Origin of the sequence: Acinetobacter sp. 12966, assembly GCF_031196995.1 — a bacterium.
GTDB lineage: Bacteria > Pseudomonadota > Gammaproteobacteria > Pseudomonadales > Moraxellaceae > Acinetobacter > Acinetobacter geminorum.
Map to the genome: position 1 here is coordinate 131803 of NZ_JAVIMC010000051.1, position 23970 is coordinate 155772.

22 protein-coding genes are annotated in these 23970 nt (G+C 38.4%); 11 read left to right on the forward strand and 11 right to left on the reverse strand.

Features of this window, described 5'->3' with window-relative positions; all coding sequences use genetic code 11:
• Positions 1 to 15 precede the first annotated feature (15 nt).
• Positions 16 to 702: a response regulator gene (locus tag RFW85_RS07530; protein WP_309171349.1), complete on the reverse strand. Its 687-nt coding sequence runs from the start codon at positions 700 to 702 to the stop codon at positions 16 to 18.
• A gap of 21 nt (positions 703 to 723) precedes the next feature.
• Complete coding sequence (baeS, locus tag RFW85_RS07535) at positions 724 to 2382, reverse strand: sensor histidine kinase efflux regulator BaeS (protein ID WP_057085699.1); 1659 nt, start codon at positions 2380 to 2382, stop codon at positions 724 to 726.
• Positions 2383 to 2514: 132 nt separating this feature from the next.
• Between baeS and RFW85_RS07540 the strand changes: the two genes are divergently transcribed.
• The 4 genes from RFW85_RS07540 to RFW85_RS07555 all read left to right on the forward strand — a co-directional run bounded on the left by RFW85_RS07540 (position 2515) and on the right by RFW85_RS07555 (position 7522).
• A complete protein-coding gene (locus tag RFW85_RS07540; protein ID WP_309171350.1) occupies positions 2515 to 2877 on the forward strand; it encodes a hypothetical protein in 363 nt (120 codons plus the stop codon).
• A gap of 290 nt (positions 2878 to 3167) precedes the next feature.
• A complete protein-coding gene (locus tag RFW85_RS07545; protein WP_046811894.1) occupies positions 3168 to 4970 on the forward strand; it encodes an acyl-CoA dehydrogenase C-terminal domain-containing protein in 1803 nt (600 codons plus the stop codon).
• A gap of 168 nt (positions 4971 to 5138) precedes the next feature.
• Positions 5139 to 6920 (forward strand): acyl-CoA dehydrogenase C-terminal domain-containing protein, encoded by a 1782-nt coding sequence (locus tag RFW85_RS07550; RefSeq protein WP_108009036.1) that lies wholly within the window; start codon positions 5139 to 5141, stop codon positions 6918 to 6920.
• A gap of 119 nt (positions 6921 to 7039) precedes the next feature.
• Complete coding sequence (locus tag RFW85_RS07555; protein WP_086265224.1) at positions 7040 to 7522, forward strand: phosphate-starvation-inducible protein PsiE; 483 nt, start codon at positions 7040 to 7042, stop codon at positions 7520 to 7522.
• 39 nt (positions 7523 to 7561) lie between these two features.
• Here RFW85_RS07555 and RFW85_RS07560 read toward each other — a convergent pair whose 3' ends face one another.
• Positions 7562 to 7945, reverse strand: coding sequence for an RcnB family protein (locus RFW85_RS07560; RefSeq protein ID WP_309171351.1), 384 nt, complete (start codon positions 7943 to 7945; stop codon positions 7562 to 7564).
• Between the two features lie 165 nt (positions 7946 to 8110).
• On the opposite strand from RFW85_RS07560, the gene RFW85_RS07565 reads away from it, so the two are divergent.
• Positions 8111 to 8557, forward strand: coding sequence for a hypothetical protein (locus tag RFW85_RS07565; RefSeq protein ID WP_002116392.1), 447 nt, complete (start codon positions 8111 to 8113; stop codon positions 8555 to 8557).
• A gap of 195 nt (positions 8558 to 8752) precedes the next feature.
• Here the strand turns inward: RFW85_RS07565 and RFW85_RS07570 are convergent, their stop codons facing one another.
• Together RFW85_RS07570 and znuD are read right to left on the reverse strand one after the other, a co-directional pair.
• Positions 8753 to 10216 carry a phospholipase D family protein gene (locus tag RFW85_RS07570; protein WP_309171352.1) on the reverse strand — a complete coding sequence of 488 codons (1464 nt, stop codon included), beginning with the start codon at positions 10214 to 10216 and terminating at the stop codon, positions 8753 to 8755.
• A 75-nt stretch (positions 10217 to 10291) separates the two neighbouring features.
• Positions 10292 to 12367: a zinc piracy TonB-dependent receptor ZnuD gene (znuD, locus tag RFW85_RS07575; RefSeq protein WP_309171353.1), complete on the reverse strand. Its 2076-nt coding sequence runs from the start codon at positions 12365 to 12367 to the stop codon at positions 10292 to 10294.
• Between the two features lie 135 nt (positions 12368 to 12502).
• Between znuD and RFW85_RS07580 the strand changes: the two genes are divergently transcribed.
• The 4 genes from RFW85_RS07580 to RFW85_RS07595 all read left to right on the forward strand — a co-directional run bounded on the left by RFW85_RS07580 (position 12503) and on the right by RFW85_RS07595 (position 16419).
• Positions 12503 to 13267 carry a DUF4184 family protein gene (locus RFW85_RS07580; RefSeq protein WP_309171354.1) on the forward strand — a complete coding sequence of 255 codons (765 nt, stop codon included), beginning with the start codon at positions 12503 to 12505 and terminating at the stop codon, positions 13265 to 13267.
• Positions 13268 to 13437: 170 nt separating this feature from the next.
• Positions 13438 to 15222: an aspartate--tRNA ligase gene (gene aspS, locus RFW85_RS07585; protein WP_309171355.1), complete on the forward strand. Its 1785-nt coding sequence runs from the start codon at positions 13438 to 13440 to the stop codon at positions 15220 to 15222.
• A 147-nt stretch (positions 15223 to 15369) separates the two neighbouring features.
• Positions 15370 to 15585, forward strand: a complete 216-nt coding sequence (locus tag RFW85_RS07590; RefSeq protein WP_068528968.1) for a hypothetical protein — start codon at positions 15370 to 15372, stop codon at positions 15583 to 15585.
• Positions 15586 to 15624: 39 nt separating this feature from the next.
• Positions 15625 to 16419 carry a glycosyltransferase gene (locus RFW85_RS07595; protein WP_309171356.1) on the forward strand — a complete coding sequence of 265 codons (795 nt, stop codon included), beginning with the start codon at positions 15625 to 15627 and terminating at the stop codon, positions 16417 to 16419.
• A 1-nt stretch (position 16420) separates the two neighbouring features.
• Here the strand turns inward: RFW85_RS07595 and wecB are convergent, their stop codons facing one another.
• Complete coding sequence (gene wecB, locus RFW85_RS07600) at positions 16421 to 17548, reverse strand: non-hydrolyzing UDP-N-acetylglucosamine 2-epimerase (protein WP_068528974.1); 1128 nt, start codon at positions 17546 to 17548, stop codon at positions 16421 to 16423.
• 179 nt (positions 17549 to 17727) lie between these two features.
• Here wecB and RFW85_RS07605 point away from each other — a divergent pair, with 179 nt between their 5' ends.
• Positions 17728 to 18543, forward strand: coding sequence for a glycosyltransferase family 25 protein (locus tag RFW85_RS07605; protein WP_309171357.1), 816 nt, complete (start codon positions 17728 to 17730; stop codon positions 18541 to 18543).
• An 18-nt stretch (positions 18544 to 18561) separates the two neighbouring features.
• Positions 18562 to 19455: a hypothetical protein gene (locus tag RFW85_RS07610; RefSeq protein WP_309171358.1), complete on the forward strand. Its 894-nt coding sequence runs from the start codon at positions 18562 to 18564 to the stop codon at positions 19453 to 19455.
• Here RFW85_RS07610 and RFW85_RS07615 read toward each other — a convergent pair.
• Genes RFW85_RS07615 through RFW85_RS07635 form a run of 5 tightly spaced genes read right to left on the reverse strand, consistent with a single transcriptional unit; the run spans position 19452 to position 23950 of the window.
• A complete protein-coding gene (locus RFW85_RS07615) occupies positions 19452 to 20486 on the reverse strand; it encodes a glycosyltransferase (protein ID WP_309171359.1) in 1035 nt (344 codons plus the stop codon). The two genes, RFW85_RS07610 and RFW85_RS07615, sit on opposite strands and share 4 nt — an antisense overlap.
• Before the next feature lie 7 nt (positions 20487 to 20493).
• The gene (locus RFW85_RS07620; protein WP_309171360.1) at positions 20494 to 21261 is read right to left on the reverse strand and encodes a glycosyltransferase family 2 protein; all 768 of its coding nucleotides are present in this window, start codon (positions 21259 to 21261) and stop codon (positions 20494 to 20496) included.
• Positions 21258 to 22013, reverse strand: a complete 756-nt coding sequence (locus tag RFW85_RS07625) for a polysaccharide deacetylase family protein (protein ID WP_199977989.1) — start codon at positions 22011 to 22013, stop codon at positions 21258 to 21260. The genes RFW85_RS07620 and RFW85_RS07625 overlap by 4 nt, the downstream gene beginning before the upstream one ends.
• The gene (locus tag RFW85_RS07630; protein WP_309171361.1) at positions 22010 to 23038 is read right to left on the reverse strand and encodes a glycosyltransferase; all 1029 of its coding nucleotides are present in this window, start codon (positions 23036 to 23038) and stop codon (positions 22010 to 22012) included. Before RFW85_RS07630 ends, RFW85_RS07625 begins: the two co-directional genes overlap by 4 nt.
• A gap of 21 nt (positions 23039 to 23059) precedes the next feature.
• Positions 23060 to 23950, reverse strand: coding sequence for an ELM1/GtrOC1 family putative glycosyltransferase (locus tag RFW85_RS07635; RefSeq protein ID WP_309171362.1), 891 nt, complete (start codon positions 23948 to 23950; stop codon positions 23060 to 23062).
• Positions 23951 to 23970 lie beyond the last annotated feature (20 nt).

Consider the following 23970-nt stretch of genomic DNA (forward strand, 5'->3'; position numbering starts at 1 on the left):
AACTTTTATGAAGACTTACTCTTCAGGATATTCAAAGCGATAACCTACACCATAAACTGCTTGAATCCACTCATGACGGTTACCAGTTTCAGCCGCTTCACTAATTTTTCGGCGCAAGTTTTTGATATGGCTGTCAATCACACGATCGGCAACATCAAAGCTATCTGGATTAATGTGATCTAATAATTGTGCACGTGAATAAACTTGCCCCACATGCTCTAAAAATAGCTCAAGTAAGCGAAATTCGGTTGGCGTTAAGCTCAACGATTTTTGTTGATACCAAATTCTTTGTTGTGCTTTATCGATGCGGAAAGAATCATTTTGCTCAGGCTCGGCCTTACGCTCTAAACGACGTAGCACAGCTTGTACACGAGCAACTAACTCTTTGGGACTAAATGGCTTACAGACATAATCATCAGCACCCATGTTAAGACCTAATACTCGGTCAATTTCTTCGGTGCGGGCCGTAACCATAATAATCGGTAAATCTGATTGTTCACGAACCTTACGGCAAATCGTTAAACCATCCATTCGTGGAACCATTAAGTCCAAAATCATCAAATTTGGTTTACGTTGCTGGAAGCTCGCATAGGCATCTTGACCATCATGAAACATACTTACTTCAAAACCGGCAGCTTCATGATAATCACGCACCAAATGCGCTAATTCGACTTCATCTTCAACCAACATCACATGTTTCATGAGATATTTTTCCTTTTATATTTAACTCTGCTTTTTAAAAGTAAGTACACAACGTAAACCACCTAATGGTGAATGTTCAAAACTGAGTGTACCACCAAGCGCCTGCGCAATCTTACAAGACAAAGCTAAGCCCAGCCCTGTTCCACCTGTACTACGCGTACGCGAATCATCTACGCGATAGAAACGTTCACCTAAACGGGATAACTGCTCATCACTTAAACCAAACGGACTGTCATCCACATACAAAGTCCACTCTTGAGGAGTCTGACTTGTATGAATATGAATTTTGCCACCTGTTTCCGTGTAACGAATACTATTACTAATTAAATTAACAACAATCTGTTTAAAACGATCACGATCTAATAATAGCGGAGAACTTGTTCCTTCAACTTGAATTTCAAGACCAGCCTGCTCAAGTTTTGGTTTAAAGTTTTCAACTTCTTGTAGTACCACTTCCCATGGATTTACAGAACTCAAATAACACTTAAGCTGCTGAGCATCTGCTTGGGCCAAGTCTGCAAGATCTTGGGTCAATTTTTTCAGACTTGAAACCTGACGCATCATCGCATCTAAATGTTCTGGGGTTGCTTTTCGAATCCCGTCTTGCATCGCTTCAATTTGTGCTTGCAATACAGCCAAAGGCGTTTTTAATTCATGAGAAGTATCAGCCACCCATTGACGTCGCGACTCTTCATGCTGATGTAAAATCTCTGCCAAATGGTTCAATTGAGTAGATAAATCACCTAACTCATCATTTCGCTTAATGACCACTTGGTGTTGATAATTTCCTTTAGTTAATTCATTGGTTGCATTTAATAAACGCTGAATTGGTTTTTTAAAATAAGTTGCCATTAACAGCGCTGCAACTAAACTTGATAGTAAGGTCAAAGCATAAATCAAGAGTAAATAACGCTTTTGATTACTAAAGAAATTAATACTCAAAGCATCTTCTTTATCTAAAACAGGTTTTAAACCTAAATATCCCACGACTTGATTGTTTAAGATAATCGGGCGAAATGACATTTGGTCTGAAGAAGGCGGCTCACCTACCACAAACTGGTGTCGTGCATCATATAAAGATAAACGTGAACTCAACCCTAAACGGTCTGGCAAAGCAATAAAACGCTTCTTACCATTTTGGGTTTCAATATCTTTTAGGCTTCCCTTCTTTGACTTATTTTTATCATCACTTGGACGAAACTGGTTTGCGCTTAAGGGAAATCTTAGCCCTTCAAAGGGTTGATATTGAGAAGGTAAATTTTGCTCAAGCGTTCTTAATTCTTCATCACTAAAAATAGTATTTTTATTGGTCGGTGCAACTTGCGGTGAAATATTAATAAGGGCATGTTCATCGAAAGAATGCTGTTGTATTGCAATATCATATTGACGACGAAGCCACCACTGTGAGAGACGATCATAGTCGTCAGGAGCTGCGGTTCCTTCGATTTGTAAAATCTGCGCCTGAATCGCATTTCCCCAATCATGGTAAACGGTATAGACATCACCCAGATTAGTAATGAGACGATCTAGCTTCTGCATTTCAACGTCAGCCACGTATTTGGCAAAGTTCTTTTGCATTGTCCAGTGCAAAACGCTCAAGCTTGCAGTCGCAATAAGCAATGTGGTGAGCAAGACTGTCAAAAATAACCGTAATGCAATGGGAACACGTAGAACGTTCAAAAGCACTCTCTCATTTTTACCCTATATTTTGCATTGTAACCAACAACGAAAAGAAAAACTCTCCATTGTTTCTACATCTTTATTATCTAATCTTTAACCCATCAGTAAACACAACATTAAAGGGCTTTAGATATGAAAATGACGGCAAAAATTGCATTATTCAGTGCGGCAATTGTAACTATGGGAAGTTTGGCTGCGTGTCAATCGACAACTCAACCACCTAAACCAGAGCGTGGAATGATGCAAGATGGCCCTCGTGAGGATCACCACCGGAAGCACCGTGAGTTCACCCCAGAACAAAAAGCTGCATGGGAACAGCACCGTGCAGAACGTCAAGCTCGCTTTGAACAAATCCAAAAAGCATGTGATGGTAAAGCGAATGGACAAACAGTAAATGTTCAAGTTGGAGATAAGACACTTGAAGGTACTTGTAACCTTCGTTTTGAACCAAAGCGCCCTCAACCACCAGTTAACGCTCCTGCTCCAGCAAAATAATTCTAAAATTATGAGACAAAAAGGCGCCTATAGGCGCCTTTTTGTTTATACATAACTGTTTACGATTTTGACTATTTGTATCATATAAACATAACCAAAAGTGTTTACACTCAAAGCACTTAGCTAGTTTAAGCATTTTTTTCTTGACTTTGCAGTCACAAAGTAAAGGTCCTGAGGTGCTTGTGCAGTTATGCAAGTTGTTGCACGATGTAATAGTCCAAGGTGCCTCATGGCACATTCTCATAGATTAAGATTATAACTCTGGTTTCACCAGTATTGAGGAACCCGATATGCCACAATACAAAGCGCCCTTACGTGATATGCAATTTGTTTTGCATGAATTATTAAATGCTGAAGAACACTATGCAAAATTACCTGATTTCCAAGGTAACGTAAGCCGTGAATTGGTTGATCAATATTTAGAAGCTGCTGCTGACTTCTGTGAAAATGAACTTTCTCCTTTAAACCAAGTTGGCGACCGCGAAGGTTGTACTTGGAATGATGGTGTAGTCACTACTCCAACAGGTTTTAAAGAAGCTTATCAAAAATATATTGAACTTGGCTTTCCGTCTTTATCAGCTGAAGAACAATACGGTGGTCAGGCCTTACCTAACTCTTTAGGTATTGCAATTTCTGAAATGGTAGGTAGCTCGAACTGGGCATGGGGCATGTACCCAGGCTTGTCTCACGGAGCTGTACGTACATTAGAACATCACGGTTCTGATGAACAAAAAAATACTTATTTACCAAACCTTGTTTCAGGTGTTTGGACAGGTACGATGTGCTTAACTGAGTCTCATGCAGGTTCAGATTTAGGTATTATCCGTACTAAAGCAGAACCAAATGCAGATGGTAGCTATGCAATCTCTGGCGAGAAAATCTTTATCTCTGCTGGTGAACATGACATGGCTGAGAACATCATCCATATCGTTCTTGCTCGCCTACCTGGCGCACCAAAAGGTACTAAAGGTATCTCATTATTCATCGTTCCTAAATTCAATGTAAATGCAGATGGAACTATTGGTGAACGTAATGCGGTACGTTGTGGTTCTATCGAACACAAAATGGGTATTCACGGTAACGCGACTTGTGTCATTAACTTTGACCAAGCTAAAGGTTACTTGATTGGACCTGAAAACCGTGGTTTGAACTGTATGTTCACCTTCATGAACACAGCACGTATTGGTACTGCTGTTCAAGGTTTAGCAGCGTCTGAATCATCTTTCCAAGGTGCGTTGACATACGCGAAAGAACGTTTAGCGATGCGCTCACTTTCTGGTCCTAAAGCTCCAGAAAAAGAAGCAGATCCTATTATCGTTCACCCTGCTGTTCGTAACATGCTTTTAACTCAAAAAGCGTTTGCTGAAGGCGGTCGTGCTCTTGTTTACTTACTTGCTCAATACGCAGATATCGTTGAAAAAGGCGAAACTGAAGAAGAGCGTAAGTTTGCTGACAACATCTTGTCTTTATTGACTCCAATTGCAAAAGCATTCTTAACTGAAACAGGTTCTGAATCTGCTAAGCACGGTGTACAAGTCTTCGGTGGTCATGGCTTTATTTCTGAGCATGGCATGGAGCAAATCGTACGTGATACACGTATTGCTTGCTTATACGAAGGTACAACTGAAATTCAAGCACTTGATTTGTTAGGTCGTAAAGTATTGCAAACTCAAGGTGCAATGCTACGTGACTTCACTAAGATTATCCATAAATTCGTAGAAGCAAACAAAGACAACGCTGCTATGAAAGAATTTGTTGAACCGCTTGCGGCACTTAACAAAGAATGGGGCGATCTTACTATGCAAATTGGTATGCGTGCGATGCAAAACCCAGATGAAGTCGGTGCTGCTGCTGTAGATTACCTATACTTCGCAGGTTATATCACTTTAGCTTACCTATGGGCTCGTATGGCGCTTGTAGCACAAGAGAAATTAGCAGAAGGTACAACCGATGTTGACTTCTACAATGCGAAAGTAACTACTGCTCGTTTCTACTTCAAGAAAATCTTGCCACGTGTACGTTCTCATGTAGATGTGATCGCTGGTGGTCTAGATCCATTAATGTCATTAGACGCTGAACATTTCGCTTTCTAACCATAGTTAGTTGCGATATGCAATGTTAAAAAACAAAAAAGGACTGCTCAGTTTTGACGGTCCTTTTTTTATAAAATCAATGATAAATTTACACTTTAAATTCCATATCCATTTCGTTTTACAGGATATCTAGCACAGGCCAATGTGCACAAAAAAGGGTGAACGATTATGCCAATTTACAATGCTCCTTTAGCTGATATGAAATTCATCTTAAATGATGTATTTAAAGCAGAACAATTTTGGCAGTCTAATGAGAAACTCGCTCATGTAGATGCTGCAACAGCTGAAGCAATTTTAGAAGAAATGGCTAAATTTGCTCAGAACGTGACTCATCCATTAAACCGTACCGGTGACGAAGAAGGCGCTCGCTATGAAAACGGCGAAGTATTCACACCAGCTGGTTTTAAAGATGCATTTCGTCAATATGCAGAAGGTGGTTGGATTGGCTTAGGTGCCGATGAAGAATGGGGCGGTCAAGGCATGCCAAAAATGCTCACCGTTCTTTCTGATGAAATGTTATTTGCGACAAACCCATCATTTATGCTTTACCCGCTTCTTTCAGTGGGTGCAGGTATGGCTTTAAACAGCTACGCATCTCAAGAGCAAAAAGAGACTTATTTACCTAAGATTTATTCAGGTGAATGGTCAGGCACCATGTGCTTAACTGAGCCACATGCAGGTACTGACTTAGGTATTATCAAAACTAAAGCTGAACGTAATGAAGACGGCACTTATAACATTACAGGTACTAAAATCTTCATCACTGGCGGTGACAACGATCTAGCAGAAAACATCATTCACTTAGTACTTGCTAAAACTCCAGATGCCCCTGCTGGTTCACGTGGTATCTCGTTATTTATCGTACCGAAATACCTTGTAAATGAAGATGGTTCTTTAGGCGACCGTAACCATGTTGGCCCAGGTTCAATTGAACATAAAATGGGTATCAAAGCATCTGCAACTTGTGTAATGAACTTTGATGGAGCTAAAGGTTACCTCGTTGGTAAAGAAAACGAAGGTCTTGCAGCAATGTTCGTTATGATGAACTACGAACGTTTATCAATGGGTATTCAAGGTTTAGGCGCATCTGAATTTGCATATCAAAATGCTGCTCAATACGCAACTGACCGTTTACAAGGACGTAGTGCAGCTGGTGTTCAATCACCAAACAAACCTGCTGACAGCATTTTAGTGCATGGTGATGTACGTCGTATGTTGTTAAACGTACGTGCAAACAATGAAGCATCTCGTGCATTTGCAGTTTATGTAGGTCAACAACTCGATATTACTAAATTCTCAACTGATGCAGCAGCAGTGAAAAAAGCCAATGACCGCGTTGCGCTTTTAACTCCAATTGCAAAAGCTTACCTCACGGATACAGCATTCCAAGCGACTTTAGATGCTCAAATGGTATTTGGTGGCCACGGCTATATCCGTGAATGGGGCATGGAACAATGTATTCGTGACCTTCGTATTGCTCAAATCTATGAGGGAACGAATGGTGTTCAATCACAAGACTTAATCGGTCGTAAAGTGATTAAGAATGGTGGTGCCTTCATCGCTGAATACATCACTGAAATTCGTGACTTTGCAAATACATTAGATGCAGATTTGAACTTTATTAAAGATGCAACTTTAGACGCTGCAACTGAAATCGAAGCAATTACTCAGTTTATTATTGAGCAAGCTGCTGAGAATGTAGAGTTCCCGAACTCAGCTGCGGTTGATTATTTACATGCAGTGGGTTTACTCAGCTTCTCATACATGTTTGCAAAAATTGCAGCGGCAGCAAAGGATAAGTCTGGTGATTTCTACCAAAATAAACTTGCTTTAGCTCAGTACTTTGTTGAACGTATTTTGCCTGATATTGATGCGCGTATTGCTAAAATCAAAGCTGGTTCTGACTTAATTATGGGCTTTAGTGAAGATTACTTTACAAATCAAGCTTAATTAAGCTCTTCATAAAAACGCCTGAATAATCAGGCGTTTTTTATTTTATATTTACTATTTCCATTGGCACAAAATTTGTTTAATTTCTAAATATTATGAAGTAAACAAAAGATCTCATTATGCCTGATTCTAAAAAATACGAACGGATACTTGACCGTTTCGGACATTACGCCGTAGAAGCCTTCCATTATTTAGCCTTGTTTATTATCGGGTGTATGGTGGCATGGTCGGCAGCCAATACCGTTTTTGAAATTCTGACTGTCAAAAAGTACGCTTCAATTGATGATATTTTATTATTATTTATCTACTTGGAATTGGGAGCAATGGTTGGAATTTACTTTAAAACCAATCATATGCCTGTGCGCTTTCTTATTTATGTTGCAATTACAGCCTTAACCCGACTACTCATTTCAGATATTCAACATGATCATAAAGCGGATATCGATCAAGTCATTATTACGGGCTCAATTTTGATTTTAGCCCTATCTATTTTAGTTGTACGATTTGCTTCATGGCACTACCCATCAGTAATGAAAGAGAAACACGCAAAAACCTCAAATAATTTGAAAACCCCTCAACCGCAAGATGACGAGTTAGCATAGAAAAAAGGCCTCAAAATAGAGGCCTTTGTTATTTTACTTTTAACGAACTCGATAAATGTTATGTCTTGAGTCTACTAATAAGTATTGATTAGGGGTTTTAACCCAATGGTATCCACGTGGTGGCGCATATAAACGGTGCGCTCTCCAGTCCGAAACATAATAGCGGCTATGGCGATATTGGGTAGGAATACGTTCACCACGTTTAAAAGCAACATAGTTACCATAATGCTTACCACGATTAGCATTTGACCAAACTGGCGCTCGGTGATCATTACGATAATCATGACGGCGGTCATCACGATGCTCATATCGATCATAGTTTTTACCATGTTTATTGTCCCAACGATGACCTGAATCAGCCATCGCGGTAGCTGATATACCTAACATCAATGTTGAAAGAACAAGAACGATTGGCTTTTTCATGGCCTATTTCCTTTTAATCTTGATATGGAGCTAGATTAGAAGACAGTCGAGGAGAAACCATGAATAAAACAGCTTTGATTGCTAAACTTTGTAATGACTATAAAGAAAATATGAAGAATCTGTATCTGTGCTACCATTAGCATTTTTCAAACTAGGTCAATTGCTGTGTCTGAAATCAGTTTTGAGCGTCTTCATCAATTCTTTTGCAAAGTTCCAAGTGTACAAGAAGCCCGTATCATGGCTCATGGAGCAGACGGCGAACATGCTTGGTGGTTTAAGTTCAGTATTGACGTAGAGCATGCACTTGCATGGCAAACAGTTCAAGAACTAGGTCATGTTTTAAATTACCTATCGACGAATGAACGCCTACCCACATTATTCTTTCCTGTTTCACCACCACCTTATATGAATGGTGAAGCCAAAGATTTTTTATCATGGATCATTCAATGTAATCACCCTGAATTTTCTCCAGATGTGGTCTGTGATTGGCTTGAAGCACGTTTGCCGAATCCTGTTGACGACGAGTCGCAGTGGAAAATTAAGACAGATTTGAGTGAAATAGAAAAACTTGATGATAAAGCGTTGGATCAATTGATTCCGCCAGCACCTTAAATCGGACTTATAGCACAGCCTTTGCTTACAGTGATGTTCTTATGTCTTTTGTATAGGCTAATGCCTCACTTTTGAGAGGTCAAAAGTGACAAAAACCTTTGTTTCACTGATGTTGCTTCCCTGCAACACAGTGAAACGGCGACATCCATGTCGCCAATCATCTTGCTATTTTTTGGAAAACTCCAAAGATAGTGATTAAAAAGTCGACAACCCTGACCATTCCATAAAACGATAAATCCAATACTTCACTTTAGACTCATCTGCATACTTCGCATAATCCACACTCATCTGTCTATCTTTTAGGTTTGACCACGAGGTATTGAAGTAATCTTGTGCATCTTTAAAAACTTGATCTTGAACTTTGCCAATGACCAACATATCCGTTTCAAGGTTGTAATTTTTTAAATTACGGGCCGTAAAGTTGGCAGATCCTACGATCAACTCAGCTTGTTGAGCGTTATATTTCAAAATCATTTTGCTATGGTTCTGTTCGCCATGGGTATCACACCAACGGATTGGAATACCAGCAGCATGTAGCTCTGAAGCCACCTGACGGTTTGGAATACCATTCTTTTGTCTACCAAATGCATCTTTATTTGGATCGAGTAAAACACGAACAATAACACCTCGCTCTTGAGCATTTTTTAGTGCTTGAATAATCTTGCGTTCAGATAGATAGAACATACTTAAATCAAGATGCTCTTTCGGCTTCGCTGAATTAATTAATTTCAATACAGATTGATAAATTGCGCCCTCAGTTAAAACTTGCACTTGAGGTTTAGTTACGTCTTTCTCAAAGTCACCTAAAATGAGCGATGGGGAGCTACTGCCTGACATTTGTGCAACTGCAGCTTCAGTTTGAAGAACATCAGCAGCTGTCGCCCCTGTTACAACCAACGCGACATTAGAGTGTCTAGAGCTGCCATCGTGTGGATTTGCTGAGGTCACCAATGACTTCCAACCAGCATCGGTATCAACAACAACTGTTTTACGGTGATTGGCCTTAAAATTAAATAAGTTTAAATAACTGCGCAGTGTAATTTTTTCATCACCGAATGGATTTGGTAACCAGCCCTTTTCAGGGTTATTGCCAATATTTTGACAGCAGATGTACCAGAAGCCTGACCAGAATGGGTTAGAAGCACGCAAAGGGGCTAAATTCGTTTCAATCACATCAATACCTGCCTGACGTAACTGACGGTAGTGTTCAGGGCTTAGACCACCGTATACCGAGTTAATTGGGTCAGTAATCATAACGATCTGAATTTGGCGATTTTGTCTTTTCTTACTTACTAATGCATCGGTTAGCTCTTGCATTAATGATCTTTGCTTCAGCTTTGAATCACCCACTTCTGAATTAAACAAGAACATATCCACCACAATCGTGGTTTTTGCCTCATCAATCATTTTCAAGATTTCATCAAAGATGTGCTGGTCAACCTGCTGTTGCCCTTTTGCATCAAGATAAGTTTTGTCTGCTAAAAATTTAACATCGGCATGTCTAAGCTTGCCACTAAAGTTAATCCCTTGTGGTAATGGTTTTACTGTGTGGTAAATCGCCGATGCAACATATGCAATAGCAACAACGCAAAGTAATACCGCCATATAACGACGCCCTGACCAATTTAACTTTTGATGAATTCGTTGAAAAATACGCATAAAAAAGACCTAACTTGATGGTTTCAAATTAGGTCTTTTGGCTTGATTTTTCAAGTTTAGTTTCGTGTTAAAGCCTTAGAAACTAAAATCAACACCCACAGTAAAATTACGTCCAACTTGTGGAATATTTGATAAGAATGAAGCATGTTGATAAACCGTGTCATCTAACAAGTTATTTGCTTTCATATAAACACGATAATCTGTTTTTGCACCATATTGTCCAGAGTATGCCACGCCAAGATTAAGCATGTTATAGCCTTCAGTTTCGGTCTCGTAAGCTGCGATCTTATCTTGGTTAAAGACATGATAGTACTCGGCAGAACCACTAAAACCATCGCCAAAGTCTGCATCAACTTTAGTACCTAAACGTCCCGCTGGAATACGTGGAGCGTTACCCTCTGCATCAATTTTACCGCGTACATAGTCACCAAAAGCACTAATCTTGTACATTGGGGTAATTTGATAACCAATTTCACCCTCAGCACCATAGAAACGAGCTTTATCTTGAGTATATTGAACTAAACGGAAGTCTTTATAACGGTCAAGAGTTTGCGCATAGATGTAGTCATCAAACCAGTTATGGTACACATGAAGATGATAATCAAGTTTGTCATTATCAAAATGCAAACCTAACTCAACATTATTCGATTTTTCCTTACTGAGTTGATCATTTCCTAACTCATAAGTATTCGTCGCAAAATGTCCACCATTTGCATATAACTCTTGAGCTAAAGGTAAACGTTCCTGATGTGAAGCGACAAAAGACAGTTTATAGTTCGGTGCAAACTCCCAATTCGCAGCACCTGCGTATGAGAATGCCGAACCATCAAAATCCTGTTTAGAATTATCGTCTACATCAATTTCTTGCTGATCTGCACGGGCAGAAAGCTCAAAATGTACGTCTTTCCATTGTTTATGTTCTAAAGCAAATACGCTCCACTTTTTGGTAGTGGTCGGAGCCATAAATGCTTCTTCGCCAGTTAAATCCAATTTCTGTTGACCTAACTGTGCGCCAATTACCCCTTCCCAACTTGCAATCGGGTTATGTACTAACTCAATGCGTCCATCATAACCTTTGTTTTGGAATCGGGTCGCAATTGTGCCTTCTTCAATTTCGTCATGTTGATAGTCTGTATAGCTTGCTTGTGCACGTAACTTTTGGAAGCCTGCAAATGGCTCATTTAACTCGGTTTTAAAATCATAACGCTCAGACTTTAAATCAATCCATGGGCCGCCATGTTCGTGTTCATGTTCTTCATGGGCGTGAGCCTCTTCACCATCTTCATGTTCATGCTCATGTTCGTCACAATGCAAATGTGGTCTTCCGCCTAGATGAGCCTTACAATTTTCATATTCATGGCTATGGCCTGGTAAGCCATACTGGTCTCTGCGGTTGCTATAAGAAATACCTGTATAGCCACGGTCATAAATCCAAGACAAACCAACGTTAACTGAGTCACCCTGCGCAAAAGTATTGTCTACACGGCGCTCTTTTTCGCCTTCATGAATATAATTGGGCGCAATATAATTATTCGCATCACGAGTTAACCCCTCAACACGTAAAGCAACTTGGCTGCCCAAGCCAACAGTTAGGCCAGCGCTCGCCAGTTTTTCATCACTTCCAGTGTTGTAACGTAAGCCAACTTGTCCTTCATAACCGTTTTCAGGCATTTGCGTAGGGATCTTGTTATCAATAACGTTGACTAAACCTCCGACAGTCCCCGCACCAAACAGTAAAGTTGAAGGTCCGCGAATTACTTCGACTTGTTTCGCAAGCACAGGATCTACAGTGACAGCATGGTCAGGAGACAAAGTCGAGACATCAATATTTTCTGATGAATTTTGAAGTACTTTAACGCGTGGCCCATCTTGTCCACGGATGACTGGACGACTCGAACCAGCCCCAAACTGATTAGCATAAATTCCCACTTCGCTACTGAGTGCATCCCCAATGGTCGCAGCACCTTGCGATAAATGCTTTTGGTCAACAACAGTATCTGCCACAGCAAAATCTTGTGAAGTTTGCTCAAGTGGATGAGCCTTAATTCGAATGGTTTCTAGCTTTTCAACATTTTCACTTTCTGCTGCAAATGAAGATACGGATATGACAGCTAAAATGGATATGGTCAAAATATTTTTATGGAACAACATGAGGTGATTCTCTGATCGCTACGCCTTTGTTTTGTTATATTATAACATTTCAGTTGTTTTGCAATAAAAAACATTTCTAATCAGATGATTCGATAGACTGGCCAATTAAATGATGTGAGTAAATTCCGATTTCTAATGCCTTTTACAATCTCTCATGCCGTTATAGCGCCTCCTCTTTCGAAGCTTAGCCGAAACACTTTGCCAATTGCTGCGTTAGCAATTGGCAGTATGACACCTGATCTTTACCGCTTATTTACAATGCAATCAGGTATGTTGACACATCAATGGAAAGGCCTGATTTATCCTAACCTTACCTTAGGCCTTATTTTTTGTGCTATTTGGTACTTTCTATATCGACCTGTAATTTACCGTTTTTTCGGCATTCAGCATGATCTTGGCCTCAACTCTTTAAAACGTATTTTTTTATTTTTGGTTGGAACATTACTCGCACTTACTTTAGGAATTGCAACACATTTAATATGGGATGGTCTAACACACTCAGACTTTCGGACTTTTGTATTTAAAGATGTATTAGCAACAAAGATTCACCTTTTAGGACACCCATACCCCTTACATCGTCTTTTGCAGTTAGGCTCCTCTGCTCTTGCTTTACCTTTTATTGTTTGGATGTGTATTCATTATTATCAGCGCTATAAACAACACTGGAAAGTAAACTATAAAATTAAAATTTTTGCATGGTGTCTGTTGATTTTATCTACATTGTTAGGCCTATTTTCTTTTTGGGATTATGCCCGCTACATTCCTCATGAAGTTTGGCATGCTGATACCTATTATTTCACTGGTCGTTCTATTAATGAATTTATGCAAGGTTGGTTAAATACCTTTAGCTTAGGATGCTTACTATTCTTGGTTTTAGATCGACAACAAAGAATGGGATGAATAACTAAAATCGCTGCCAAATTGCTCATTTTCAGCTTAATTTCTGCGGTTTTTTGATCTAGTTCTTGTGACAAACCATCCAACAAGGCATAATCGAAAACTTACTTTTTTGACGGTGCGCGGTTTACGCATCCGTCCTTTCAGCCAATATAGTTTGGATAATCTTCATCATGATGCGAACTCATTACTGTGGCTCTTTAACTGAAGCCCAAATCGACCAGACCGTTACACTATGCGGTTGGGTACATCGTCGCCGTGACCATGGCGGTGTTATTTTCCTTGATATGCGTGATCGTGATGGTCTCGTTCAAGTGGTTATTGACCCAGATACTCCAGAAGCATTTGCAACTGCAGATAAAGCACGTTCTGAATATGTATTAAAAATTACAGGTCGTGTTCGTCGCCGTTATGAAGGTACTGAAAACCCAAATATGGTGAGTGGTCAAATCGAAGTTTTAGGCAAAGAAATCGAAGTTCTTGCTGCTTCTGAAACTCCGCCATTTCCGTTAAATGATGACACCATCAACGTGTCAGAAGAACACCGTTTAAAATATCGTTTCTTGGACATCCGTCGTCCAGAAATGTTAGATCGCTTACGTTTCCGTTCTAAAGTAACTAACTTGATCCGTAATTATTTAGACGATCACGGTTTCTTAGACGTTGAAACTCCGATTTTAACTCGTGCAACTCCTGAAGGCGCGCGTGACTATTTAGTACCAAGTCGTGTACAAAATGGTAGCTTCTACGCACTTCCACAATCACCGCAATTGTTTAAACAATTATTGATGGTGGGTGGTATTGATCGTTACTACCAAATCGCGAAATGTTTCCGTGATGAAGACTTACGTGCTGACCGTCAGCCAGAATTCACTCAAATCGACATTGAAACATCGTTCTTAAATGACGATGAAATCATGGATTTGATGGAAGGCATGACTGTTAAACTATTTAACGACTTGCTTGGCGTAAAATTTGAAAAATTCCGCCGTATGCCATATAGCGAAGCAATGCGTGACTATGCATCTGACAAACCAGATTTGCGTATTCCGTTGAAACTCGTTGAGGTTGCAGACTTAATGCAAGAAGTAGAGTTCAAAGTATTTGCTGGTCCTGCAAAAGATCCTAAAGGTCGTATTGTTGCTTTACGTGTTCCTGGTGCAGCTTCATTGCCACGTAGTGCAATCGATGAATACACCAAATTCGTTGGCATCTATGGTGCAAAAGGTTTAGCGTATATTAAAGTTAATGAACTCGCTAAAGGAATTGAAGGTCTTCAATCTCCAATCGTGAAATTCATTGAACCGATTGTACTTGAACTGTTGGAACGTGTTGGCGCACAAGATGGCGATATCGTATTCTTCGGTGCTGATAAAGCTAAAGTTGTAAATGACGCAATGGGCGCGCTTCGTGTCAAGATTGGTCACGACTTGAATCTTTCAACTTGTGAGTGGGCTCCACTTTGGGTTGTTGACTTCCCAATGTTTGAAGAAACTGACGATGGTAAATGGACTTCTGTTCACCACCCATTCACTCTACCTAAATCTAGCGTAGAAGACGTGAAGAGCAATCCAGGTGAAGCACTTTCTGTTGCTTACGACATGGTATTAAACGGTACTGAAGTTGGCGGTGGTTCACTTCGTATTTACACATTAGAAATGCAAAAAGCGATTTTTGAAGCGCTTGGTATTTCTGATGAAGAAGCAGAAGAGAAATTCAGCTTCTTGCTTAACGCACTTCGTTATGGCGCTCCTCCTCACGGTGGTTTGGCATTTGGTCTTGACCGTTTAGTGATGCTTATGACTGGCGCGACTTCAATTCGTGACGTTATTGCATTCCCGAAAACTAAGACTGCTGAGTGTCCACTTACTCAAGCACCTGCTCCTGTTGAAGCGAACCAGCTTCGTGACTTAGGCATCCGCTTACGTGAAAAACCTAAAGCTGAAGAATCTAAATAATTTTTTAGATTTTCCATTAAAAAACCCTGCTTATGCAGGGTTTTTTATTAAACAATATCAAGCAAACATTCAGTTTTCATAAGCTATGCTTTGCGAAAAAGCACGTCAGTGGCATAATAGGCTGCTTTTTACTAAGAGGTCAGCTTTATGGCAATGCGTCCAGATGTACGTCGACACACAATTGTGATTATTGTGTTCTCACTTGCACAATGGTTCTTTATGCGTTACATCCTTGCAAATGAACTCTTTAACATGACTACCAGCGAACGTATTTTGTATTTCTGCATCAGTAGTTTGGCTGGGGCATTACTGATCTTTGTTGCCCTGATTTATATGGTGCTCAAAGGTAATGCAGATAAATAAAATATCTATGCTACAGTTTTTTTATTTTTAAATATTATTTTGAAAGACACACAAGATTATATGATCCCACGCATAATACATTACTGTTGGTTTGGCCCCAACAAGATCCCTGAACAACTTGTTAAATATATAGAATCATGGAGATTATTTTGTCCAGATTATGAAATAAAATTATGGAATGAAAAATCATTTAATATAAACAGTCATCCCTTCACCTTATCAGCCTACAATCAAAAAAAATATGCCTATGTATCAGACTACGTAAGAGCTTATGCTTTACATAATTTTGGAGGAATTTATTTAGATACTGATGTAGAACTAAAAGAAAATCTTGATATTTTTTTACAGCACGAAGCCTTTACAGGTTTTGAAGGGAAAGGCTCTCCTTTTACTGCTGTTTGGGGGTCAATACCAAATCATAGCTTAACCAAAAGAATTTTAGAATATTATCATGAACGTATTTATACAGATGAAGAGAATACTAATACTTTTTCGGTATCAGAAATATTAAGAGAAAATTTTTTTATTAATCCTTTAAATAATAACCTGCAAGTTGGAAAGGATTCTATAAATACAATTCATGTATATCCATCAACACATTTTTGCTTAGACTTACCTAAAAATTTTGCTACGCATCATTTTTATGGTTCTTGGTTACCAGATAGAACTAAGAGTTATAAAGAAAATGCATTAGAGATATATTTTAATGAACAATTAGAATCTTTAGAAAATATTACTCACAGTAAAAACTTTCTAAAGACTCTAGCTACTCGTATTAAAATTAAAGATTTATTTAAACTTATACGTTATTTTATACAATATAAATTAAAGTAATTTATATTGTATGACTATATTTATCCAAAAGAATTTGTTTGATTTTAATACTAGCTGTACCATCCCCATAAGGGTTGTTAGCTCTAGCCATCTGATGATACAGCTCACTATTTTCCAATAATGTTTCTACCCAAAATGTTATTGAAGCAGTTTCTGTTCCCACCAATTTGACTGTGCCTGCATCAATAGCTTCTTGTCTTTCAGTAGTATCTCGCATTACTAGAATTGGCACCCCCAGACTTGGTGCTTCCTCTTGAATCCCTCCAGAGTCTGTCAAAATTAGATAACTATGTTTCATTAAATTAATAAATTCTAAATAAGACTGGGGTGGTAATAAAATAATATTTTTAATATCAGTTAGATAACTAAAAACAATATCTTTCACATTAGGATTTAAATGAACAGGATAAATAAACTCAATTGCGGGATACTTTAAGGCTAAATCTTTTATAGCCTGACAAATATTAATAAAACCTTGACCAAAATTCTCACGTCTATGCCCTGTGATCAGAATTTTTTTTATTTTTTCATCCAAGTTCCACTTACTACCATTATATTTTATAGGTAAAGGTAAAATTTGGTCAGAAACACTTAATAATGCATCTACTACAGTATTCCCCGTAATATATATATTACTTAACTGAATATTTTCTTTTTTTAAGCACTCAGCAGCCAACTCAGTGGGAGCAAAATGTAAATTAGAGATTTTAGAAATTAGTTGTCTATTTCCTTCTTCAGGCCAAGGCGACTTTAAATTATAAGTTCTTAACCCAGCCTCAACATGACCAATATCAATTTGATTATAAAATGCAGATTGAGCTACCACAAATGCAGATAATGTATCACCATGCACTAATAATATATGTGGCCTAAAATTTTGATAAATACTATCCATATTTTGTAAAATATTTGCAGAAAGCTGATTTAAACTTTGATTAGCTTTCATTAAATTTAAATCAAAATCAGGAGTTATTTTAAAAACTTCTAATACTTGATCAAGCATCTCTCTATGTTGAGCTGTTACTAATACTTTAACATCGAATCTATTGTCTTTTTTTAAACATTGGATTACAGGTGCCATTTTAATAGCTTCAGGACGCGTACCAAATGAGATAAGAACTTTAATCATAATGAAGTAAATTATTCCTTTTTCTAGATAGTTCAGAATAAATAAACAGAACATGCAAAATCTAAAATATTAATCAGATTATTGCGTAAATGAGCGTTTTGTATGATATCGCGAGGCTATCAACAATAAGCATAGCAGGCTAAAATAGCTAGAATGTATTGTATCAAGTTAGTTGAAACATGAAAAAAATTCTTATCTTGTGTGTCTCCTTGAAAGGAAGTAATGAACGACAAGAAAAAATTAAACAGCAACATCAAAGTTTGCAATCGGTCATTCACGATATACAAATTGATTTTGAATTTTTCGAAGCAATTTATGGAAAAAAACTTCATAATGAGTATTTAACTTTTTTAAATTTAAGTCGTCAGTTTGCTGGATTATGTGATCATGAATTAGGGCCAAGTGAACTAGGCTGCTGGTTAAGTCATATGATTATTTGGCAACGTCTAGCTCAAGGTGATTATGCAGCATATGATCGCATAATAATTATTGAAGATGATGTAATTTTTCAAACCGAACATATACAGCAGAAATTACATTCTTTATTAGAAACCAATCCCGCATTCGCATTCTTAGGAGGGCACTCTGAACCATCTAGACGACGAATAAGAGGATACGTAAGTAATGATGAACTTTACTTCAATATGACTGGCCCTAAAGACCTATATACAGCCACATATGCTTACTCTTTAACCCGAGAAACTGCTCAAAATTTTGTCCATAAGCAAATAAAGAAATTAACTTATATTGATGACTGGAAATATTTATTAGAAGGAGATATTTCCACTCCTTTTTATTATTGCTTTGAGCATGACGACGAGATGCAAAGCCATATTGCATCTGATAGAAAAACATACATGAAAAAGCCAAATCGCTTTAAAAAGAACTTTAACAAAATGAAAAATGATTTAATTTCTCGGGTTATTTCTCTTTTTATTTTCAAAAAAATTATTCGATTAGCATACTTTCTCCAATCCGCCCAAACACAAAAATGAGTAGCTACAGGTAATTAAATGTTAATAACTCGCAATCTTCAAAAAAAATGGTACAAGTACCAACAAGCAAAAAAAGCGAAAACTTTTGACTCCCATTGGTATATGCGTTTTGGCTGGTTAGAACAACCTGTTACTACACTTGAGCAATTAGATTCACTCTTTGAGATCCATTCCCCTAGAAAGTTCACCTTTGCAGATAGTTTTTATGCTTATGAAAATGAGCGTCATTTCATTTTTTTTGAAGAGGTGGATGATCAGCATCCGGTCGGCTTTCTTTCTGTTTTAGAAGTCTTTAAAGATGGCACTTACACCCCGCCTGAAACCATTTTAAAACTCGATTACCACCTGTCATACCCTTGCGTATTTAAAATAGATAACACTTGGTATATGGTCCCAGAAACTTCTGCAAACAAGACGATTGAACTTTGGAAATGTACTGAGTTTCCACTGAAATGGGAAAAGCATTCCAACCTTATTGAAAATATTGAAGCAGTCGACAGCACCCCTTTTTACCATGAGGGCTTATGGTACCTTTTTACCTCAACGCGTCGTGATTGTAAGAAATTTGGTGACCGTTTAGACCTGTTCTTTACCGCAGATATTTTAAATCCAAACTGGCAAGAGCACCCAATGAACCCAGTGTGCCAAGGCAGTCAGCAGTTCCGTATGGCGGGCAAACCTTTTATTTACAAAGGGCGACTGGTTCGACCAAGCCAAGATTCTTTAAAACGTTATGGCGGCAATATCGAATTAAAAGCGATTACTCAGCTTAGCCCGACAGCTTATGAAGAAAAATTATTAGAAGTCGTTTTACCAGACTGGAATCAAGCAGATGACGGTTGTCATACTATTAATGTCGAAGATAACTTCGTGGTACTTGATGCCATCCGCCTTACACCAAAGAATAATTAAGTTTTCAGCAGACCTTTATAAATATTAATGGTCTGCTCAGCCATGGCTGGTACAGTCAGTTCAGCCTTGGCTTTTGCATACAAAGGGCTAAAGTCGTTTTGAGCCTCAGGTCGAAGCGCATATTTAATCGCTTTTGCTAAACCTTGTGCATCTCCAATTTCTGCCAGATATTGCTCTGGCAGCCATTCAATCACACCGTTTACTTTGGTTGAAGCCATTTCTTTATCAGCCTGTAAAGCTTCGACCATAACAAGTGGAAAACCTTCACGATCTGATGACAAAACCACGATATCTGCTAATTGCACCAGATCTCGAGCATCAGTTCTAAACCCAAGAAAAGCGACACGATTTTGCATGTTCAATTCGCTGACTTGCTTTTCTAAACTTGCTCGAAGTGAGCCATCGCCAACAATCCATAAATTGGCATCAATCTGTTGCATCGACTCAATCAGTAAACTGATATTTTTTACTGGCTCTAGACGTCCAATACACATAACAACTTTTTTGCTTGTGTCTAGCTCAGCAAAATCTTTTTGAATCGATTGAAGTAACTTTTCTTTATTTTCAGCAGTAAGTACGGGTTGAGGATAGACCCCGTTGTAAACCACGTGCGCTTTAGACTCTGGAATGCCTTGCGTGAGCGCTTGGCTCACTGTAATAACTGCATCACCAGCTAAATAAGCGGATTTATTCTTTTTAGTGCCGTGTACCGTCGTTACAAATTTCGGGCCAGATAAAAATAGCTTAATGCGGGCAATCAGCTCAGCCGCTTTTCCTGCTTGTGCATGAATAATAGCGGGTTGAATTTGCTGAATAAGATTTTTAAGTTGCCACAGTAAAAAAATATTCCAACGGCTACGTGCAAAATCGACAGCATGAAAATGTACTTGTTGGCTAAACTTGTCTACATAGCAAGGATGTGCAATCACATGTACTTCATGGTTTAAAGCAAGCTCATTAACAAGGTTAAAAGTGTGCTGCTCTAAACCACCAATTCCACCACTCGTTGCCAATACCTGAACAATTTTCATAGCTCGCCTACTTATTTTTATCTTTATTCATGGTCTGTTCAAAAAGCTTAGCTTCTTTTAGAAATGCATAAAATGCGTTAATCATACTATTTACAAAACCACGCCAACCATTTAAGAAACTACGGCGAATAAAATAAGACTTCATAAAAGTCACAGGCATCACTAAAACCAATTTAGCAACGCTTGGAGACTTTCCTTTTTGGTATTTCTCTAATGCTTTTAAGTTGGAATATTGGTTATTTTTTTCGACCTTAACGAAAATACTCGATTCACCATAATGATAAATATCGTGTTGGGCACGCTGAGATTCACCATCCACAATCACATTTTCATGAACTTTATTGGCAAGGTCATAATGTCCTTTGGACTTGCGGAAAAAACGTACCTTTGCATGTTTTTTAGTATGTTTGCTGTTTGGAACACCTAAAAACACATCATTAATTGGTGTGATTAATGCATCAAGCTTGTTCTGTTGAATGGTCTCAACAATCTCTTGTTTTAACTCGTTAGATAAAACTTCATCGCCATCTAGATTGAGTACCCAATCATTTCGGCACTTTGCTAAAGCCAAACTTTTTTGTCCAGCATAACCTTGCCAGTCTTGATGAGAGATTTGCGTATTTTCGAAGCGCTGAGCAATTTCATAAGTATTATCAGTACTGCCAGAGTCTAAAATAATGACTTCATCAAACTCACTGATACTTTGTAATGTTCGCTCTAACCAAGCACCACAGTTTAAAGTGACAATATAGACACTGCATGGAATTTTATTCATAACTTATAACGTCCTTTAGCAAGGGCGATACGCATTTGTAAAGCATTCATGGCTCCATGCGTGCTGACACGTGGAATATTAAATTGATTAACAGCTTCATAGGCTTCGATTTTTTTACGAGTCGATACTGCGTTTTTAAAGCCAATTTCTTGGGCCATTTTCTGGTGTTTTTCGTTAAATCGACCAAATGGATAGGCAAAGCTCGGACATTTTCCAACTAATGCTTCAACATCACGCTTAGACTGAAGCATCTCATCGTAAGCCGTTTGATCGTCAAGCTTAAGTAAGTTCACATGATGTTGCGTATGCGCACCAAATTCAATCAAACCAGAATTCGCCATTTCATGAATTTGCTCATGAGTGAGCTTTTCGATGCCTTCAATTTGCGTTGCCAAATAAATAGTTGCTTTCGCATTATATTTTTTGAGTAATGGATAGGCATAAAGATAATTATCCATAAAGCCATCATCAAAACTTAAAGCAACCACATTCTTTTGATTACGATATTGCTCAAGCTCAGAAACAAAGCAAAAGATAGCCCCTTTACGAGTTAACAGTTGTAAGAGTTGTTCAAACTTTTCAGGAGGCATGTTCATGCCAGAGGCTGCATCTTTAGGAGTAACCTGATGCAACATGACAATACGTGGTAATTTATTCGAACGAAACGGAAGCCAGAATGTATAATTACCTAGCACATATAACAGTGCAGCAAGTACTAATAGGCCCACCGCAACGTACAAAAACCACATCATGCATAAACCTCGTGTGACCATTCATAATCTTCTGAAAGTGGCTGCTTAAATGTCACTTCAACCATAAACTGGGTGATGCGCTTAGCATTGAAAGATTTGCGTGTTTTCTCCCAACCCTCTTTCGCTATTTTTTCAGCCTTCTCTGGATTTTGATCAAAGAATTGGATTTTTTTGGCTAAATCAAACTGATCATCAAAGTAAACCACTTCCTGCTCAGTATAGAGCTTCTCAAAACCCGGAATTCTTGGACTAAAAGTGAGTAAACCATTACCAGTCAGCTGTACAATACGGTCAGAACTATACAAGGTTACATCATTACGGCGTGAGTAATTAAGTCCCATTTTTGTTTCAGACAGAACTTTATAATAGGCTTTACCATAAACACCCGGTTGTTCAAAACAACCATAATATTGATAGTTCACATGACCTTGTTGCAAAGCATCTGCCAAATCCTTTAAGAACTTCTCACGCTCAGGTTCTTTATAGACTACACCACAAAAAATAAAAGTCTTGTCAGTCTTAGAATTTGAAAACTGTTGTAGTGTTTCTACATTGCGGTGGCCGACATTTGGCAAATAAGCCACACTTAAATGAGGTTGCTTTAACTTTTGGAGATATTCCCCACCTGTTGTACAGAAAATAGCATCTAAATATGGTGAGAATGCTTTAACAAAGTCGAGTTTGCTTTCAAGATAAAGCGGGTCAACATACCAAAATGCAATTTTAGTATTTGGATAAGATTCTTTAATTTGTCTTAGAACATCTGAACTCATTAAGTCACTATGTCCAATGAGCACTAGATCAGGCTCAATATTATTAACGACTTTTAGGACTTCTTTATTAGCCCAATTAGCACCCAGTTTTTTTGTTTTAAAAATGGTCCCCATTCGAGCCATGTCACGAAAACTAAAATCATAAACGAAATGGCCATTTTCAATTAATCCGGCAGAAATTTTACGGTCTGTGCAGTAAAAATGGGCGCCTTGTTTATTAAAGCCAAAATTTGCAATATGCAATATTTTCATTTATTTACTCAAAATAAAAATTTAATTTTTTGATAAAAGATATGTTGCCACACGGTCCGCTTCTTTAAAAGCATAAGGTTGTGGTAACTGTACAACAGAGGTCTGCTGTGAAATTAATTTTGATTCTAACATTTGATCAACTGAGTGCGTAATCCGGTCGTCTTTCAAACGGTCCATTGCCATTACCCCTACTCGACAACCCGCGGTAAGCGCCTCAAAAATCATAGATACACTGTCTTCTGTTACCCACACAGCTTCTGCTTTTTGCATTTCTTCGAAAATCCAGCCTTGAGGTGTTTGCTCAACCGGAAATATGTGTAAATGCTGGGCAAAACTTTGTTGTTTTAAAATATCAATAAACTCTGCTGGGGTTCGACGTGAAGTAGTCAGAATAATTTCAGCTTCTGGATTGTTCTCCACAATTTTTTGAACACTGATTAATACTTTATCTTGGTTCCATTGATGTCGTTTAGATGAACCTCCTAAAGCAATTAAAACTCTCGCGGTTTGATGGCGATTTTCATTACGGATGGGGTTTAATGCACCACGCGTGACAATCACATGGCTATCGGCATGAATACCGTCATGCTCTGGAATAACAGCATAATCAAAGCAACCAATAGGTAAACTCGGCTTCATTAAAATAATCGTTTTGGCCTTTTTGAAAATTCTACCGAGTAACCAAACACGAAAATGTGTGTGGCTTCCCACGCCAAATACAAAATCAGGCGCTTGTTTAAATAAAGATTTTTTTGAAGAGAAAAGTGCCTGAATCAGAGAAATAATAGGTAAATCAGAAATTAGAACCTCTTCAAAAGTTGTTTCTGGCTGTTGTCTTTGCATTGCCTGAAACAAGCCTAATGCTTGTGAGCGGTGTCCTGCCTTTCCATCAGACACATAGACAATATGCATAGAAGCTCCCTAAGCCAAAA